The sequence below is a fragment of the Halococcus sp. AFM35 genome (assembly GCF_051195015.1).
Taxonomy (GTDB): Archaea; Halobacteriota; Halobacteria; order Halobacteriales; family Halococcaceae; genus Halococcus.
In genome coordinates this window covers 1-16872 of record NZ_JBNTJU010000029.1, presented here as the reverse complement: position 1 = coordinate 16872, position 16872 = coordinate 1, and the positions used below count along the sequence as shown (strand labels likewise).

Here is a 16872-nt window from a genome sequence, read left to right as displayed (position 1 = left end):
GTAAACACCAATGCCAATGACTGACACCGATACGTACGACCTGATCGTTCTTGGCGGTGGAATGTCCGGCCTTCCAGTCGCGCTCAAGAGCGCGCACCACGGGCTTGAAACAGCACTCGTTGAACAAGACCTCCTCGGCGGCACATGCCTCAATCGGGGATGCATCCCGACGAAGACGATGATCCGCAGTGCAGAGGTCGCCAATCTCGCTCGGCGAGCCGACGAGTTCGGCATCGCAATCGAGGGTGAGGTCCAGACAGACATGGACGCCGTTGTTGAGCGCCAGCAACGTGTGGTCGAAAGCATCCGTGAGGGAGCGTACTCGAACGTCGAAGATGCAGACAGACTCGACTTGATCGAGGGCCGCGGCGTCTTCGAATCTGCAACCGAACTCTCAGTCGGTGATCGTACACTGACGGCCGACCAAATCGTTCTCAATACCGGTGCGCGCCCGGTCGAACCACCGATTGATGGCCTCGGCGAAGTGGACACGCTCGACAGCACGAGCGCGCTCGAAGTCACCGAACTCCCGGACCATCTCGCAGTCATCGGTGGTGGCTACGTGGGCTGTGAGTTCGCACAGATGTACGCGCGATTTGGGTCTACTGTTACGGTCTTCCAGCGCGGCGACCGGCTGCTTCCGGCGGAGGATCCCGACGTGGGCGAAGTGATCGAGGACGCATTCGAGGCCGAAGGCATCGACGTACAAACCGGAACGGCTGTCGAAGAACTCGAATCCACTGCGAGCGGGACGCGGGTGATCGTGTCCGATGACGATACCGACGATATCGCCGTTTCTCACGTCCTCGTCGCCGCGGGACGGCGAGCGAATACTGACGGTATCGATATCGAGGACGCCAGCGTAGAACTCGATGACCGGGGCTTCGTTGAGGTTGACGAACAGTTCCAGACTTCGGCTGACTCGGTGTATGCAGTCGGCGACGTGTCCGGTCCACCAATGTTCACGCACTCGGCCCGCGACGATGCCGACCTCCTGTACCGCCACCTTGTCCATGACGAAACAATCGACGCAACGGATCGGGTTGTCCCCCACGCGGTATTCACTGACCCGCAGGTCGGCCACGTCGGTCTCACAGAACGGGAAGCTGAGGAGCACGGATATGAGGTGGTGGTCGGCCAGAGCGACTACGCCGAGCAGGGCAAGCCCAAAGCGCTGGGCGAGACTGAGGGGTTCGTCAAACTTGTCTCAGACGCCGAGACTGAAGAACTCCTCGGCGCACATATCGTTGGTGAACAAGGCGCAGATATCATCCACGAACTCGTACTAGCGATGGAACTCGGTGCGACCGCTGAGGACGTAGCGAATACGATTCATATTCATCCTACACTTCCGGAGGTCATTAACTCGGCCGCTGGTGGAGTTCACGAACCTTCGTAGTTCTCAGGCCCATTCGCCGTCCGCAAAAACAGTAGTTTTCCATATTGACCAGAAAACTCCCGCTCTTTATACGTTGAATCCCGGTATGGTTATTGCGAGTTTCGGGACCCTCTCGTTGGTGTTCGCACCCACGAACTTAATACGTTGGCATCCGTACCAACGAAAGAGGATGGCCAATGATGAGAACCCTGAAGTGGTCTATGAAAAACGGAAGTTGGTCCGAGCAGGCGTCCTCGTTCGGTACAAATTCATCTATCCCGCTGCTGAGGAACGATACCCGCCGGGAGCGTGTTATGCGCTTCATTACGGAGTCACCGACCCGGCCGACCCGCCCAATGATGTCGAATGGCCTATCGGCCCGGAACAGGGCACGATGCTACGCTATGATAATGACCACGGTGACGGAACCCACCACCGCCACGTCGGCGGTGACCTCGACAGCGACTATGCGTTTCCAGGGTCAGTTGCTGCGGTCTACAGCCGATTCTTTCGGGAAACAGGGATCGAACCATTCGGGCCATCTCCGGAGGATTACAACATATGACTGAGAACAATACCGAAAACGAACCTGACCGAGCCAGTGACGAGCACGCTGGAACGTACCCCGACTCAGTGTCTGACGAGTGGGCACGGACACTGCGTGTGACCATTGACTCTGACAACCGGAGCGACGAGAGTGGCACTCCCAATCCGACGATTTCGTTCCCAGACGTGGACACGGCGACGGCGGTCTTTACCGACTCGACGCTCGCACTCTTGCGTGCCCTCAATATCCATGAGCCAGCAAGCATCCGCGAAGCAGCGCGTCTGGTCGAGCGCGATAAGAAAAATGTTCATGACCAGCTCCGGAAGCTTGCTGCCTACGGTGTTGTCGAATTCATCATGGAGGGCAACGCAAAACAGCCAGTCGTCACTTACGATGAGATCGTCTTCGATTTTGCCGTCTCGCTCGATTCATCGGACGAGGACAGCGCCGATGAACCTGCCGCTGCTTGAACTCGGGCATGCGAAATGAATTCATTTGACTCGCCAGCGTATCGTTCAGAGGGCTACCGATTTTCAGGACCTCAATCTGGGTATATCGCATGACTGAGCCGCTCTCTGGCGATTGAAGAGTGGTTCCCGATTCGTGAGAAAATGATAAACCACTATGCAGTGTATAACTTCGAATAACAGAGTTTGAGCGGTCGAAACGCCTGAAATTTCCAGAATTAGCGGATTTGCTGTTTACTCGTGCTTAATCGAATAAGGACGCATACTTTTACGGACCACCCCGCCCTCTGTTACAGCCAGCTCAATGCCACGGCTCAGAACCCGGCTTACTCGTCCCGAGAACAGCAATCGAACTAGCGAACCCAGCGGAGGCGCATAGCGTGGTACGCATCAATGCAGTCATCGAGGACTTCCTGACGGACAAAGGCAAAGGAAAGGGCGGCGAGAGCGGTAACTACCGGGAAGACGCGAGTCGAGAGCTCGATCGATTCGTCGGTTTCCTCGCCGAGCACGAGGACAGTCCGACGACGTTCGGCGAGTTGGACTCGGGACACCTTCGCGAGTACGCGCGTCACCTCACTCGTCAGGGCTGGACTGCAGGTACGGTGCGCACCTACTACGCGTACATCTCGGCGTTCTGTGGCTGGGCCGTCCGTGAAGGCCACCTCGCCGAGAACGTCGCACAGCGGCGCAACGCTACTGAACCCATCCCGGACGATGGAAATCACAAGAGCGGCGACCAGCAGGCCTGGTCTGCTGAGGATCGCCAGCAGCTCACTGGACACGTTGATGAACAAGCCAGCACTGCCATCGACAACGTCGGTGAGGACCGAGGAGCTGCGATCAAAACCTGCCGTGATCGCGCTCTGGTGTATCTCCTCTCATACTCCGGCGTACGCGGTGCAGAGATACTGCGAGACCGAAGCGACGAACGACGCCAAGGACTTCGGTGGGAGGATGTCCATCTCGAAGATCGCTATGCAACCGTATTCGCCAAGAAGCAGCGCCTCGACGACCGAGGTCTCCCCAAACCGGTAATCCACCCGCTACAGATGTATCGGGAAGTACTGGACGTACCGAGCGAGAGCTGGCCAGTGTTTCCCTCGTTTCATCGCCCCACACTCTCTCGACGAGTAATGGACGAGCTGGATCGTCGTGGGTACACCGACACGGAGATCGAAGAGATGCGTGCCGACCGTTCGCTGATCGAGGTCTGCGTTCAGTACGACATCGAACCACCGTCGATAACGACTGACGCAGGACGACAGATCCTCAAACGCCTCTGCAAGGAGGCAGATATCGAACTCGATGACGACGAACAGTACCTGATGCCTCATGGTGCCCGGCGCGGTGCTGGCGAGGTCCTCGTGCGCACGTCGGGCCATGCGGCCGCTGCCCGAGCACTCGACAACTCTGAAGAGGTCGTTCGCGAACACTACTCGCATATCGAAGCCGGCGAACTCGCCGATCAGATGACCAGCGCCTTCGAAGAAGCTGATCAGCAAGATGATTCCAACAGCGAATGAGGTTGTCGCGGTCCACTCTCGCGAGTATCCGATAAATCACGAGTATTATCCACTACCGCGCTATCGTCGAAGCACGAAACGAGCCTCCACAGAACAACCCTTCTCCTGACGGAAACCCGGGAAACACGTATCGACAGCACACTCAACGACTACCTGCTCGCCAAATCGAAAGCCAATGAGACTAGTAATACTATCAGAACGCCGAACGCATCCTCAGCAAGTTTATCGACTGGGCGAAAACAAAGGTCGATATCCACTCTCCGGATTTAGTGTCACTACCCAATCGCTATCCAGAGCTGGTGATATGTGAGCCTTCTTTGGTTTAGGCACGCCTAAAATTCGCCGGATTTATGCCGTTTTAGGAGAGCCTAAAATACTGTATGGCGCAGACGAGAACCGACAACAATCGCACCGGGTGCCTGAACCAGCGCGCGATGGAGGTACCATAGAGTGAGTTATCTCGATAGCGGGAACAGCGGTATCCTCGCTAAACAGGCCGAACGGGAGTCGAACGCGCGGACGTATCCGCGACACCTTCCGCTAGCCATTCGGGAGGCTCACGGTGTCACCATAACGGACATGGATGGCGACGAGTACTACGACTGCCTTGCAGGAGCAGGGACGCTCGCGCTCGGCCACAACCACCCGCAGGTAGTCGAGACGATGGAACGGGTTTTCAGTGCCGACCGTCCCATTCACACCCTTGACATCTCGACCCCAGCGAAAGAACGGTTCGTTGACACACTGTTCGAAAGCCTTCCCGAGGACTTCGCTGCCTCGGCGAAAGTGCAGTTCTGTAGCCCCGCAGGGACAGATGCTGTCGAAGCAGCACTGAAGCTTGTGAAGACGGCGACCGGCAATCGAAGCTTGTTGGGATTTCAGGGTGCCTACCACGGGATGACCAACGGTGCTCTCTCGCTGATGGGCGACACTGATGCCAAAGAGCCTGTTACGGGACTGATGTCCGAGGTCCACCACCTTCCCTTCCCTTACGACTATCGCTGTCCCTTAGGTGTAGGTGGTGAGGAGGGCCACCACCTCACGAGCACCTACATCGAGAACCTCCTCAGCGACCCTGACGGCGGCATCACCGACCCCGCCGGGATGATTCTCGAACCGGTTCAGGGCGAGGGAGGGGCGGTCCCGGCACCGGCTGAGTGGCTCCGAGAGATGCGACGCATCACGCGCGAGCGCGACATCCCCCTGATTGTGGACGAAATTCAGACTGGTCTCGGTCGTACTGGGGAGACCTATGCCTTCGAGCATGCGGATATCACGCCCGACGTGCTCACTCTCTCGAAGGCCATTGGTGGTGGGCTTCCGCTCGCGGTCGTCGTCTATGACGAGTCACTCGATGTCTGGGAACCGGGCGCTCACGCGGGCACCTTTCGTGACAACCAACTCGCAATGGCGGCTGGCGAGGCGACCATCGAGTACGTACTTGCAAACGACCTTGACGACCACGCCACCGAAGTAGGCGCTCATCTCCGTGACCAACTCACCGACACAGCCGAGTGCTTCGATACGATTGGAGATGTTCGCGGGCGTGGACTGATGCTTGGGGTCGAGTTCGTTGACCCGGACACCAACTGGCAGGGCGCAGGACCCCACGCTCCGGATGGCGATTTCGCGGAGGCCGTCCAAGCCGAGTGTTTCGACCGCGGGGTTATCGTTGAACTCGGTGAGCGCGACAGCGCCACTGTCCGGTTCCTCCCACCCTTGGTTGTCTCGAAAAAGCAGATTGACGACATCGCCACGATCTTCGCCGAAGCGGTCGCTGTCGTTGCAAACACCGGGAAAGACCCGGCTGAGGTGACAGCATGAACGGGGACGAGTTGTTCCTCGGCTCGGAGGCGGGCAACACCGCCTACCGAGAAGCAATGCAGCAGGCAGTCGAAGCCGTCCTCGATAGTTTCGCTACTCACGAAAATCCATACTCGGGGCGGTCCCCTGCAACACTTGCTGACCAATTCGAGGAACCAATCATCCCGGAGAACGGGACGGGCCTCGATACCGCCATCGACGAGGTGGCTGACACCGTGCTCCGCCATTCGGTTGCCACGTCAAACCCACGGTGTGCAGCCCACCTCCAGTGCCCACCGATGATTCCCGGCCTCGCGGCTGAGGCGATGCTCACCGCGGCAAACCAGTCACTCGATTCGTTCGACCAGGCACCCGCCGCGACTGTCCTCGAACAGCGGGTCGTCGATGCACTTTGTAAGTTGTTTGAGTTCCCCGACAGTGCTGATGGTGTCTTCACCAGCGGGGGGACCCAGTCGAATTTTCAGGCCCTTCTGCTCGCCCGAGACCGATACTGTCATCGGGAGTTCGGTCAGGACGTACAGACTACTGGACTTCCGTCGGCGGCCGACTCGTTTCGCATCCTCTGTTCGGAAAACTCTCACTTCACAGGGAAGCAGGCCGCACACCATCTCGGTCTCGGCGAGGACGCTCTCGTCACCGTCCCGACGGACCACGAGGGTCGGATGAACCTGGACGCGCTTGAAGCGACGCTCGCTGCTCTCGAAGCACAGAAGGGTGAACCGTTCGCACTCCTCGGGACGGCAGGCACGACTGACTTCGGGAGTATCGACCCTCTTAATGGGCTCGCGGATCGGGCTGCCGACCACGACCTGTGGTTCCATGTGGACGCGGCGTACGGTGGCGCGCTCGCACTGACCGACGACCACGATGCTTTGCTCGATGGTATCGAGCGAGCGGATTCCATCGCCGTTGATTTCCACAAACTGTTCTATCAGCCCATTAGTTGCGGGGCGTTCCTTCTCCGCGACGGCGACGATTTCGAGTGGATGGCGCGTAACGCCGCCTATCTCAATCCAGAAGAACACGACGAGGCCGGCGTCCCGAATCTCGTTTCGAAGTCGGTCCAAACGACGCGCCGATTCGACGCGCTGAAGCCGTACGTCGCGTTCCGGGCGCTCGGTCGCGAAGGGATGGCGACTCTCGTCAACGAAACCCTTGAACTCGCCGACAGTGCGGCGTCGCTCCTCGACTCTGCCGACGATTTCGAGCTGTTGGGCGAACCGACGTTGAACACCGTCGTCTTCCGGTATCGACCGCGTGAGGGAATGAGCGACGGAACAGTGAATCGACTGAACGACACGGTTCGCCGCCGACTTCTCCACGATGGGCGGGCTGTCGTCGCTCGGACCGAAATCGAGGGAATGACTAGTCTGAAGTTCACGCTGTTGAACCCGACCGCAACGCTCGACGATGTCGCTGCGATGCTGGAGACCATCCGAGAGTGCGGCATGGGAGTCGTCTCGGAACGGGAGATACTGGCATGAGTGTCGGCGTCGAACACGAGGAAGACGGTGTCGATCCCGTAGAACGGGCCGACATCGCCACCGTCCACGCGTTCCTCAACTGCTATCTCCGTGAGACCAGTGCCTACGAGGTCCACGACGACAGCGTGGCCGGCGTCGAACCCGGGCCCGACGGGATACTCCGTGCCCGCTTGTCCGCACAGGGCATCGACCTGTTAGCGCCGCTCGAACACTGCTCCCCAACGGAGCGTCACCTGTTCGAGACGCCCATCTGGTACCGCCTTCCTGATGGGACAACCCACCCGGCGGACGCAGCCACGCTCGCTTCGGTCGTGGTGAAGGACCTCTCGCTCGCACGAGACGGTGACGCCGTTCCGGACGAACTACTGGAGCGCGTCCTCCGAAGCAAACGGACCACCGAATCGTTCGTCGCTGCGCGTGATGGCGACGAGGAACGGCTTTACCACGAGCAACTCTCGTTCCGTGACGCCGAGCAGGCGCTCGTCTTCGGCCACCACCGCCACCCGACGCCGAAGAGCCGTCGAGGAATCGCCACAAGAAACCGGCCGACGTACGCGCCGGAGCTTCGCGGCTCGTTCCCGCTCCACTACTTTCGAGCTGAGCCCAGTCTCGTATCGGCCAACTCGGCGCTCGACCGGAGCGCGACGCAATGGGTGAAAGAGACTCTGCGTGACGACCCCACGGTATCCGCGTCATTCGTCGCCAAACACGTCGAGGGTGACGACGTGCTCCTGCCCGTCCACCCGTGGCAGGCCGAGTATCTGCTCGAAACCGCGCGCGTTCGGGACTTGCTCGGTGACGGTCTCGAACACCTCGGGGGCGCCGGGCGCGAATTCTACCCGACGACTTCCGTCCGCACACTCTACAGCCCGAACGCGCCATTCATGGCGAAATCCTCGCTGAACGTGACGATCACCAACTCCGTCCGGACGAACAAACGTCCCGAACTGGAACGAGGCGTCGCCGTCGCGGAGCTCCTCGGTACCACGTTCGGCGACGAACTCGCCGCAGCGTTCCCAAACTTCAACGTCATCCGCGACCCGGCATACCTCGCGCTCGATGCGGGCAATGGGAAGGAATCGGGGCTTGAGACGGTGCTGCGGTCCAACCCCTTCCAAGGTAACGCCGAGGCAACGCCGGTGGTTTCGCTTTGTCAGGACGCCATCGCGGGGAAATCACGACTGGGGCGTCTCGTGGATTCCATCGCCGAACGCGAGGGGCGCGAGCCGAGCGAGGTGAGCGCGGACTGGTTCCGCCAGTACCTCGAACTCTCAGTGCGGCCGGTCCTCTGGCTCTATCTCGTCCAAGGCGTGGGCGTCGAGTCCCACCAGCAGAACGCGGTGCTTACTCTCGGCGAGGACGGCTACCCGAGCGAGTTCCGCTACCGCGACAATCAGGGGTTTTACTTCCCCGAATCGCAATACTCGGCCGTCGATGACTACCTGCCGGGCGTCGGTGAGCGCGCGGGGACGGTCTGTGCCGACGCCATCGCCGACGAGCGACTGCGCTACTACGTGATTTTGAACAACACGCTCGGCGTGGTCAACGCGCTCGGCTGTGCGGGGGTCGCCAGCGAGGTACGGCTGCTCGGCCTGCTCCGCAAGGAACTCGAACGCGCCCGCGAGTGCTACGACCGGCCCTCGTCGGATTTCCTCGGGCCGCTCCTCGAAGACGAGACGGTCCCCTGCAAGGCAAACCTGCTGACGCGCTTTCGGGGATTGGATGAACTCGAAAACGACCTCGAAAACCAGTCCGTCTATACGGACGTGAAGAACCCACTCGTCACCGAACTTGATACATGACCGGACCAGACGCAATCATCGCGGCCGAATACGACTACCAGCACCACGACCGGAGCATCGACAAGACAGTCTCGCTCCGTCAAGCAACCCTACAGCGAGATTTGGGTCGTCTCCACGTGTGGCTCGGGAGCGACCATGTGAAACCATACTGGCAGCTCGACCTCCCGCTGTCGGTGTTTCGCGACCGCCTCGCAGAGAAACTCGCCGATGGCCACCTCACGCCCTATATCGGGTGTCTCGACCACGTTCCGATGAGCTACTGGGAGTGCTATTGGGCGGCCGAGGATGGCGTTTCGAATCACTACGACGCCGACCCGACCGACCAAGGAATCCATCTCCTCATCGGTCCGGAGGAGTATCTGAACAACGGGTATGCGCTCGCGCTACTGCGGGCTGTCGTCGCCATGCAGTTTCGCCACTCCCAAACCGAGCGGGTAATTGCAGAACCTGACGCCTGCAACGAGCGTGTCATCCACGTCTTCGAGCAGTGTGGGTTCGAGCAACGGATGGAATTTCGCTTCGACGAGGCCGAGAAGGACGCCTTGTTGTTGGTCTGCAAGCGCGAACAGTTCGAAGCAAGCGTGGCCACCGACATGGCAGCCGTACTGCACGAGGTGAGCGTCGATGACTGAAACGACAGTCCACGACATCATCGGCATCGGCATCGGCCCGTTCAATCTCGGTCTTGCGGCCATGCTAGACGATATCAAGGAAGACGTCAACGCCGTATTCCTTGAACGAGATGCGGAGTTCAACTGGCACGAGGGGATGCTTCTCGAAGGGACGAGCCTCGAAGTGCCGTTCCTCGCTGACCTCGTGACGCTCGCGGACCCGACGAACCCCTACAGCTATCTCAATTATCTGCGCGAGACGGACCGAATCTACGAGTTTTATTTCTATGAGACCTTCCAGATACCGCGCCGCGAGTACAACGACTACCTTCGGTGGGTTGCCGAGAGTCTCGACTCGCCGCGCTTCTCGCGCAAGGTCACTGAAATCCGTTGGGACAACGAACGCGATCACTACCTCGTCATCGCCCGAAACCTCGATTCCGGCGAGCGCTTCGAGTACCGCGGCGAGCACCTCGCACTCGGCATCGGCTCGCGCCCGCACATTCCCGGCCACCTACAGGGCCACCCCGAGAGCGATGTCTTCCACACCGCCCGATACCACCACACCCGCGAACGCGTCCTTGCGGCCGACTCCGTGACGGTCGTTGGGTCGGGTCAGAGCGCCGCCGAGGTGTTTCAGGATCTCCTCGAACGGCAATCTGACCGCAACTACCGCCTCGACTGGCTGACGCGCTCGGATGGCTTCTTCCCGATGGAATACTCGAAACTCGGTCTCCAGCACTTCACGCCCGAGTACGAACAGTACGTCTATGACCTCCCCCAACGAGTTAAGAATGACCTCATCCCGAATCAGGACCACCTGTATAAGGGTATCGACCCGGGAACCAGCGCCGAAATTTACGACCTGCTCTACAGGCGCTCCACCGGTGAGCATGACCCTGACGTTGGACTCTTCGGGATGACCGCCGTGCAGGACATCGAATCCGTTGGCGATGCCTACGCCCTCGACTGTCACCAGTGGCAAGCCGACGAGTCGTTCGTCCACGAGACCGAGGTCGTCATCCTCGGCACGGGCTACGAGCGTCCGATTCCTGGGTTCCTCGAACCGCTCGAAGACGCAATCAACTGGGACGAGCAGGGGCGTTTCGCCGTGTCCGAGGACCATCGCCTTGCTATCGACGTGGCTGGAGATGTCTTTCTCCAGAATGCCGAACTCCATACCCACGGTGTCGGCGTCCCTGACCTCGGACTTGGCTGTTATCGCAACACGAAGTTCGTCAATCGGCTCGTCGGCCGCGAGGTCTACCCCGAAGACACCGACACCGTCTACCAGGACTTCTCGCTCGAACAGTTTGTCGAACACACGCCCGGTGCCTCTCGTGCTGATGGGAGTGAATCAACTCCACCGCCACAGAACGACTAACATGGATCCAAACGATACCACGCTGCAGAACGCACTGGACGCAGACATATGGGAGACGGTCGAACGCCGCCTCCTCACGAAGATGCTCGAGGAGTTCACCTACGAGGAGATCATCTCACCACGAAAGCTTGAATCCGGTGGCGACCGCGACATCTACCGTTTCGATCTCGGAAACGCCAGCTATCGCTTCGTGGCCGCTGAACGGCTGATGGACAGACTTCATGTTTACAACGACACCATCGAACGCCGCACGAACGAGACGTGGGAAGACCTCGGTGATCCGCTCCGTCTTTTGCGTGATCTCGGTGAAACCACGAATCTCGGCGGGCTCACGGAGGGGAATCTCGTTCGTGAGTACAAGCGGACACTTCTCGCAGATGCCCACATTGAGGCGCGTAAGCAAGGACGCGAAGGCTTCGATCCCACAAATCTTGACTACGCCCACCTCGAAGGCGAGATGGCGGGCCACCCCTGGATTACCTACAACAAGGGCCGGCTCGGGTGGGGATACGACGATTACAAAGAATACGCACCCGAGCAGAAGGAGCCTATAACGCTTTCGTGGGTCGCCGTCAGTAAGGAGAACGCGACATTCGTCGGGACAGAGAGCGTCACCCACGACTCGCTCGTCCGACGTGAACTTGGTGATCACTACGATGTATGCCGTGAGCGCCTCGCCTCCCAAGAGCTTGACCCGGACGCTTACTACTTCCTGCCGGTCCACGATTGGCAGTGGAAGAACAGTGTCGTTCCTCTGTTTCCCGACCATATCGCTGCTGACGAGATTGTCCCGCTCGGTGAAGGGCCGGACAAGTACCTCCCACAGCAGTCGGTTCGCACTTTCGTCAACATCGATAACGATGAGAAACACCACGTGAAAGTACCCATGCGAATTCTCAACACACTCGTCTGGCGTGGGCTACCGGGTGAACGGACGGAACTCGCACCGACAGTCACCGAGTATATTAAGGGAATCTACGAACGAGACGAGTTCCTCCAGAACCAAGGCCTCGTTCTTCCGGGGGAGATCGCGGGCATCAACTATGACCACTCCGATTTCGCCGACATCGACAACTCACCCTACCAGTACCACGAGTTGCTGGGTGCCATCTGGCGCGAGTCTATTGACACCTTCATTGAGGACGACGAGCAAGCAATCACGCTCTCGGCACTGATGCATGTCGACAGTGACGGTACACCCTACATCTCACGTCTCGTTGAACAGTCGCGCCTCACCCTTGACGAGTGGCTCGAAGAATTTCTTGATACCGTTCTCCCGCCACTGCTACACTTCCTGTATCGCTACGGGACGGTCTTCTCCCCGCACGGTCAGAATACGATTCTCGTCGTCGAAGATAGTGTCCCGACGCGCCTCGCGGTCAAGGACTTCGTCGACGACGTGAACGTGAGCGACCAGCCGCTCCCCGAACTGGAGGCGCTTCCGAACGAGATGCACGATGTGCTCCGAAAAGAGCCCCCTGAAGGACTCTGCCAGTTCATCTTCTCCGGACTGTTCATCTGCGTCTTCCAGTACATCGTAGATGTCCTTGAAGAGCACGAGGACTACCCAGAAGAACAGTTCTGGATGCACGCGCGAAACGTGATTCTCGACTACCAGACGCGATTTCCCGATCTCGAAGAGCGCTTCGAGCTGTTCGACCTGCTCCAGCCGGAGTTCACGAAACTTAGTCTCAATCGGAACCGTATCTTCGACTATGGATACGATGACGCGCCCAGCCGTCCTCATGCGTCCGAACACGGGATGGTCACGAACGCGCTCCACGAAGTCGTGGACGAACGTTCCGACGACGTGACGCAAGCCAATCCTGTCAACGAGGATTAACGGTCGATACGCTGTCACAGCGGATTCAAGGGATGTATCTCGGCAAAATATAACCATTCTCGGTTCGGATTTTTGATTCTCAAGGTACTGTCTAGTCAGACGTTCGTCACCTCCCCAACTGGCGTGCGGTTATCGAGCGCTTGATCCGGTCGCTGATAGTTGTAGTAGAAGGCAAATGCGGCGAGCCAGCGCGCAGCGCTGGCTTCGCCGCCCATCCACGTGTTGTGGAAGCGCTCTACGCGCATCGTCAGCGTCTGGGACCCCTTCTCGATCAGATTCCGCTCGCTGTAGTCGAGGTGACCGCTCAATTCACGCCGAGCGAGAGCGGTCAAATACCCACCAGCGTCGACGAGAAATTCGGTATCTGAGACGTCATGATTGGTAGTGAGTCGATGAAGGAACGCCGACGCGGGATCGGTCCCGCGTCGGCTGAACACCTCGATATCGAGCAACAACTTCGAATCAGTATCAATGGCAGCGTAGAGCCATTTCTTCTCGCCATCGACAGTGATCTGTTTCTCGTCGACGGCGACCCGCGACGGCCCCGCCGTCGGCGGGTCAGCCTGGGTTTCTGAGAGCGTATGCGTCCAGTTCCAAATCGCGCCGTGAGAACGATCTACACCAAGCCAGTCGAATACTGCGACAATCTCCCGCAGCGACAGACCCATCGAATGGAGACGCACCCCGAATACCCTGACGGGTGTCGGGGTGCGCTCATTCTCCCAAACCTCATCACAATCCACGTTCAACGTCTCTCTGAGCAGGTCCGCGAGTTTCATGGATAGTGCTCGCTACGGCCTGCTCACTCCTCAAGCCACCTCAACTAGACACTGCCGTCCTTGATGAAGTTCCAATTTCAGTAACTCAATCGAAACAACCACCTTTGGTGGATATCGGATCGTACTACGTTGTCTGGGTATGAAACCAGTGGGGCGGCAGGAGACTGCAAATGTTGGTGAGTGGGTTGCTGGCCGAAAGATGTCTCGAAAACGGTCATAGAGGAGTCAACGAATCCAACTGGTCGCTCGCAAAACTCGGCTGTTCTGAACCATCTGCTGGAACAAGCCTCTCACGGACAACTATTTCGCAATTGAATGAACAAACGCGATAGGTGTCACCCGCTCCTGTGATCGGAGTATCCTGTTCTCTCTTTCCGAGCGCCGCGGCACAGACATCACAGGTGTGCATTGCACTGGAAAAAGCGAGGCACGAGCGGGTAAGTTCTCGCTCAAGATATTCTATACCGCTCGATAGCTCTCATGAGGAGCAGTCATTGGGCCTAATTTCATCTAGCCGTAGTGGAAAGTGCGAAGATCGGCTTCGTAAGCACGTCGGGCGAAATGCCTGCTGGCATGAGCGGTATCGGGAGTATGGCGTCTGCATTTGCGCTCGCTCTCCCGATGAAAATCAGTCGGTCAGTAGCTGCGCATGTGAATATAGCACAGCGGATTGGCGTACAAATTCCGTACACAATCGCTAAACAGCCGTCATCGGCATCTTTCAGTAGAGATCACAATGTACGACCACAGCGGTGGACGAGGACCAGTGCTTGCGCGGTTCGCTCGACCAACCGGTCGTTCGACCACGTTCATGGTGGTCGCGGATCCACATGTGACCGATACGGCTGAAGGCACGTGGAAAATGTTCCATCAAACTGAAGACCGCTTCCGAACTGCGCTCGCAAACGCCGACCGGCTCGATGTGGATGCGGTTGTTGCTACTGGCGATCTCACTAAAGACGGAACGCCAGCAGAGTTCGAGCGAGTCGACGCACTGGTAGCCGATTTCGATATTCCATTTATGGCTGTTCCAGGTAACCATGACGTCTCGAAGACGTTCGACAACCACGATACGCCCCGGACTGAGCGATTCATCGAGACATACTCGCCCGGCGGGCTTCCCTCCATCGTACGAATCGCAGGAATCAACCTCGTTATGCTCAATAGTGCTACCATGCCTGACGGGGAACTTGCTGAAACACATGACGGGAAGATCTCCCCGACGCAATTGGAGTGGCTTGACACAGTGCTTGCTGGCGCTGAGACACCAATTGTTATCACGCATCATCCGGTCGGGTCGGTTGCGAATGGGGTTGACGCGCTCTCGCCGAGTTCGCACTACCGGCTTCGCAACACGGATGCAGTCGCTGACGTGATTGCTGCCCATGATATCCCGCTCGTGGTTTCGGGACACGTCCATTGGCCTGCGGTGGTCGACATCGGGGACGCTCGCCAGGTGATCGCGCCGGCAGCATGTTCGTTCCCGCAGGCGGCGCTCCTCGTTCACGTCGAGCCCCGCAGGACCACTATCTCGTTGCTTCCACTTGTGGGTCAACAGGGCCTCGGAGAAGCCTACCAACGCGCTCAACAGAGTAGTGACCGCCCTACGGCGTTCGCCAGCGCGGCCGCCGACGGCTACTTTCGGCGCTTTCCATTGGTCGATGAAACAACCAATCCAACCGCACTGCGACCACACGATCCCCCTATTCATCCGTCTCCTTGATGGTTGTTGGTTCCTTGATCTCACAGTGGGTGGGGTGAATTCACAAGGCGGCTGTACGATCGATACAGAGACTGCAAACAAACCAGACAGTATCTCCACTATCACCTGCCACTCAGACCTGCCGATATTCGCTAGCGGCAGCATCAGGGAATGTACCTATATATAGAGAAATGTGTCGTATGTAAATAGATATATCAAAATTAGCATCGATTATATAGTCAACAGTGGACGATACCAGTGATGACGCAGAAAACGACACGACGCCGTGTCCTCATGGGAGTCGGTGCCAGTACGACAATCGGGGTTGCCGGATGCTTAGGAGGAACCAGAGGGAGCGGCGGTAACAACAGTTCCGGGGACGGAAGCGCCGCCAGTGGGAGCAGTGGGAACAGCAACACCAGCGGCGGTGCCCAGCAGGCAGCCAGCGGGCCACTGACCGCCGACGGCTCCTCGACAGTCTATCCGATCACGAGCAACGGCGCGTCGGTCTGGAATTCGAACCCGCCGGCTGACGACAAAGAGTACTGGGGACCGAGCCAGTACGGTTTTCAGACCGACAAACGGATGGCGGATTTCTTCGCCGGCATCTACGGCTTCGAAGCTAGCGGCGGGAGCCAGCCGCCATTCCCGGTTAACGTTGGCCTCAGCCACTCGGGCACCGGCATCGAGAAGTTGATGAACGGACAAGTGGACATCGGCGATTCGAGCGCGCCCGTTCAGGACGAACTTCCCGAGCGCCAGAGCTACCAGAACTTCACCGACCACGTCGTCGGCGTCGACGGCCAGCCGGTCGTCGTCAGCAAAGAAATCTACGACGCGGGCGTCACCAAACTCACCGGCGAACAGCTCAAAGCCATCTACAAGGGCGAGATCACCAACTGGCAGAATGTCGACGGCTACTCGGGACCGAGCAAGGAGATCCAAGTCATCTGTCGTGCTGAAGGCTCCGGGACGGACACCGCCTTCCGGGCGAACCTCTTTGGCAGCCCCGACGCCCCCATCAAATGCGACTCGCGCATCGGCCAGAACCAACAGGTCAGGACGACCGTCCAACAGAGCGACAACGCCATCGCCTACATGGCGCTCGCGTTCGTCGGCGGTCAAGCCCCCGCAGTCGCACTCGAACTCGACGGGACGACCTACAAGCTCGGCAAGAACCTCGGCGCGAAGGGCTACCCGCTCTCGCGGGACTTGCATTGCTATACGTGGAAGGGTACCTCGAAGAAAGAAGCCGCGTTCATCAACATGTTACTCACCGAGTACGGGCAGAAGCAATTCGTCGAGGCGAACGACTACTTCAAACTGCCACCCGAGCGCCGGAAGAAACAGCGCAGCAAACTCCCCGAACCCGACCAGCAGGTCAACTACGGCGCGAGCGGCAATTCGAGTAGTAGTGGGAATTCGAGCAGCGCCACGACTACTTCGACCAACTAATCCGGCTGCATCGGTCCATCAGCGACCGCTGTGACCGCCTTCACTCATATGGCATCCAACAATATCAGAA

The 16872-nt window shown here is 58.7% G+C and carries 13 protein-coding genes; 12 read left to right on the top strand and 1 reads right to left on the bottom strand.

Annotated elements, in window-relative coordinates; genetic code table 11:
• The first annotated feature begins 16 nt into the window (after positions 1–16).
• The 10 genes from lpdA to ACQUQO_RS15485 all read left to right on the top strand — a co-directional run bounded on the left by lpdA (position 17) and on the right by ACQUQO_RS15485 (position 12866).
• On the top strand, positions 17–1399 hold the full coding sequence (gene lpdA / locus ACQUQO_RS15530; protein WP_435079159.1) for a dihydrolipoyl dehydrogenase: 1383 nt from the start codon (positions 17–19) through the stop codon (positions 1397–1399).
• Positions 1400–1568: 169 nt separating this feature from the next.
• On the top strand, positions 1569–1943 hold the full coding sequence (locus ACQUQO_RS15525) for a toxin-antitoxin system TumE family protein (protein WP_435079157.1): 375 nt from the start codon (positions 1569–1571) through the stop codon (positions 1941–1943).
• The gene (locus ACQUQO_RS15520) at positions 1940–2395 is read left to right on the top strand and encodes a transcriptional regulator (protein ID WP_435079155.1); all 456 of its coding nucleotides are present in this window, start codon (positions 1940–1942) and stop codon (positions 2393–2395) included. The genes ACQUQO_RS15525 and ACQUQO_RS15520 overlap by 4 nt, the downstream gene beginning before the upstream one ends.
• Positions 2396–2772: 377 nt before the next feature.
• Complete coding sequence (locus tag ACQUQO_RS15515) at positions 2773–3918, top strand: tyrosine-type recombinase/integrase (RefSeq protein ID WP_435079153.1); 1146 nt, start codon at positions 2773–2775, stop codon at positions 3916–3918.
• A gap of 450 nt (positions 3919–4368) precedes the next feature.
• Complete coding sequence (locus ACQUQO_RS15510) at positions 4369–5742, top strand: diaminobutyrate--2-oxoglutarate transaminase (RefSeq protein WP_435079151.1); 1374 nt, start codon at positions 4369–4371, stop codon at positions 5740–5742.
• Entirely contained in the window at positions 5739–7226 is a 1488-nt protein-coding gene (locus tag ACQUQO_RS15505) for a pyridoxal phosphate-dependent decarboxylase family protein (protein ID WP_435079149.1), read from the top strand. Before ACQUQO_RS15510 ends, ACQUQO_RS15505 begins: the two co-directional genes overlap by 4 nt.
• Positions 7223–9028: an IucA/IucC family protein gene (locus tag ACQUQO_RS15500; protein ID WP_435079147.1), complete on the top strand. Its 1806-nt coding sequence runs from the start codon at positions 7223–7225 to the stop codon at positions 9026–9028. The genes ACQUQO_RS15505 and ACQUQO_RS15500 overlap by 4 nt, the downstream gene beginning before the upstream one ends.
• Positions 9025–9660: a GNAT family N-acetyltransferase gene (locus ACQUQO_RS15495; protein WP_435079146.1), complete on the top strand. Its 636-nt coding sequence runs from the start codon at positions 9025–9027 to the stop codon at positions 9658–9660. The genes ACQUQO_RS15500 and ACQUQO_RS15495 overlap by 4 nt, the downstream gene beginning before the upstream one ends.
• Positions 9653–11023: a lysine N(6)-hydroxylase/L-ornithine N(5)-oxygenase family protein gene (locus ACQUQO_RS15490; RefSeq protein ID WP_435079144.1), complete on the top strand. Its 1371-nt coding sequence runs from the start codon at positions 9653–9655 to the stop codon at positions 11021–11023. The genes ACQUQO_RS15495 and ACQUQO_RS15490 overlap by 8 nt, the downstream gene beginning before the upstream one ends.
• A gap of 1 nt (position 11024) precedes the next feature.
• Positions 11025–12866 (top strand): IucA/IucC family protein, encoded by a 1842-nt coding sequence (locus ACQUQO_RS15485; protein ID WP_435079142.1) that lies wholly within the window; start codon positions 11025–11027, stop codon positions 12864–12866.
• A 95-nt stretch (positions 12867–12961) separates the two neighbouring features.
• Here the strand turns inward: ACQUQO_RS15485 and ACQUQO_RS15480 are convergent, their stop codons facing one another.
• Positions 12962–13645, bottom strand: a complete 684-nt coding sequence (locus ACQUQO_RS15480) for an IS6 family transposase (RefSeq protein ID WP_435079141.1) — start codon at positions 13643–13645, stop codon at positions 12962–12964.
• Positions 13646–14456: 811 nt separating this feature from the next.
• Here ACQUQO_RS15480 and ACQUQO_RS15475 point away from each other — a divergent pair.
• Complete coding sequence (locus tag ACQUQO_RS15475) at positions 14457–15368, top strand: metallophosphoesterase family protein (RefSeq protein WP_435079139.1); 912 nt, start codon at positions 14457–14459, stop codon at positions 15366–15368.
• A 273-nt stretch (positions 15369–15641) separates the two neighbouring features.
• A complete protein-coding gene (locus ACQUQO_RS15470) occupies positions 15642–16802 on the top strand; it encodes a PstS family phosphate ABC transporter substrate-binding protein (RefSeq protein ID WP_435079138.1) in 1161 nt (386 codons plus the stop codon).
• Positions 16803–16872: the final 70 nt, after the last annotated feature.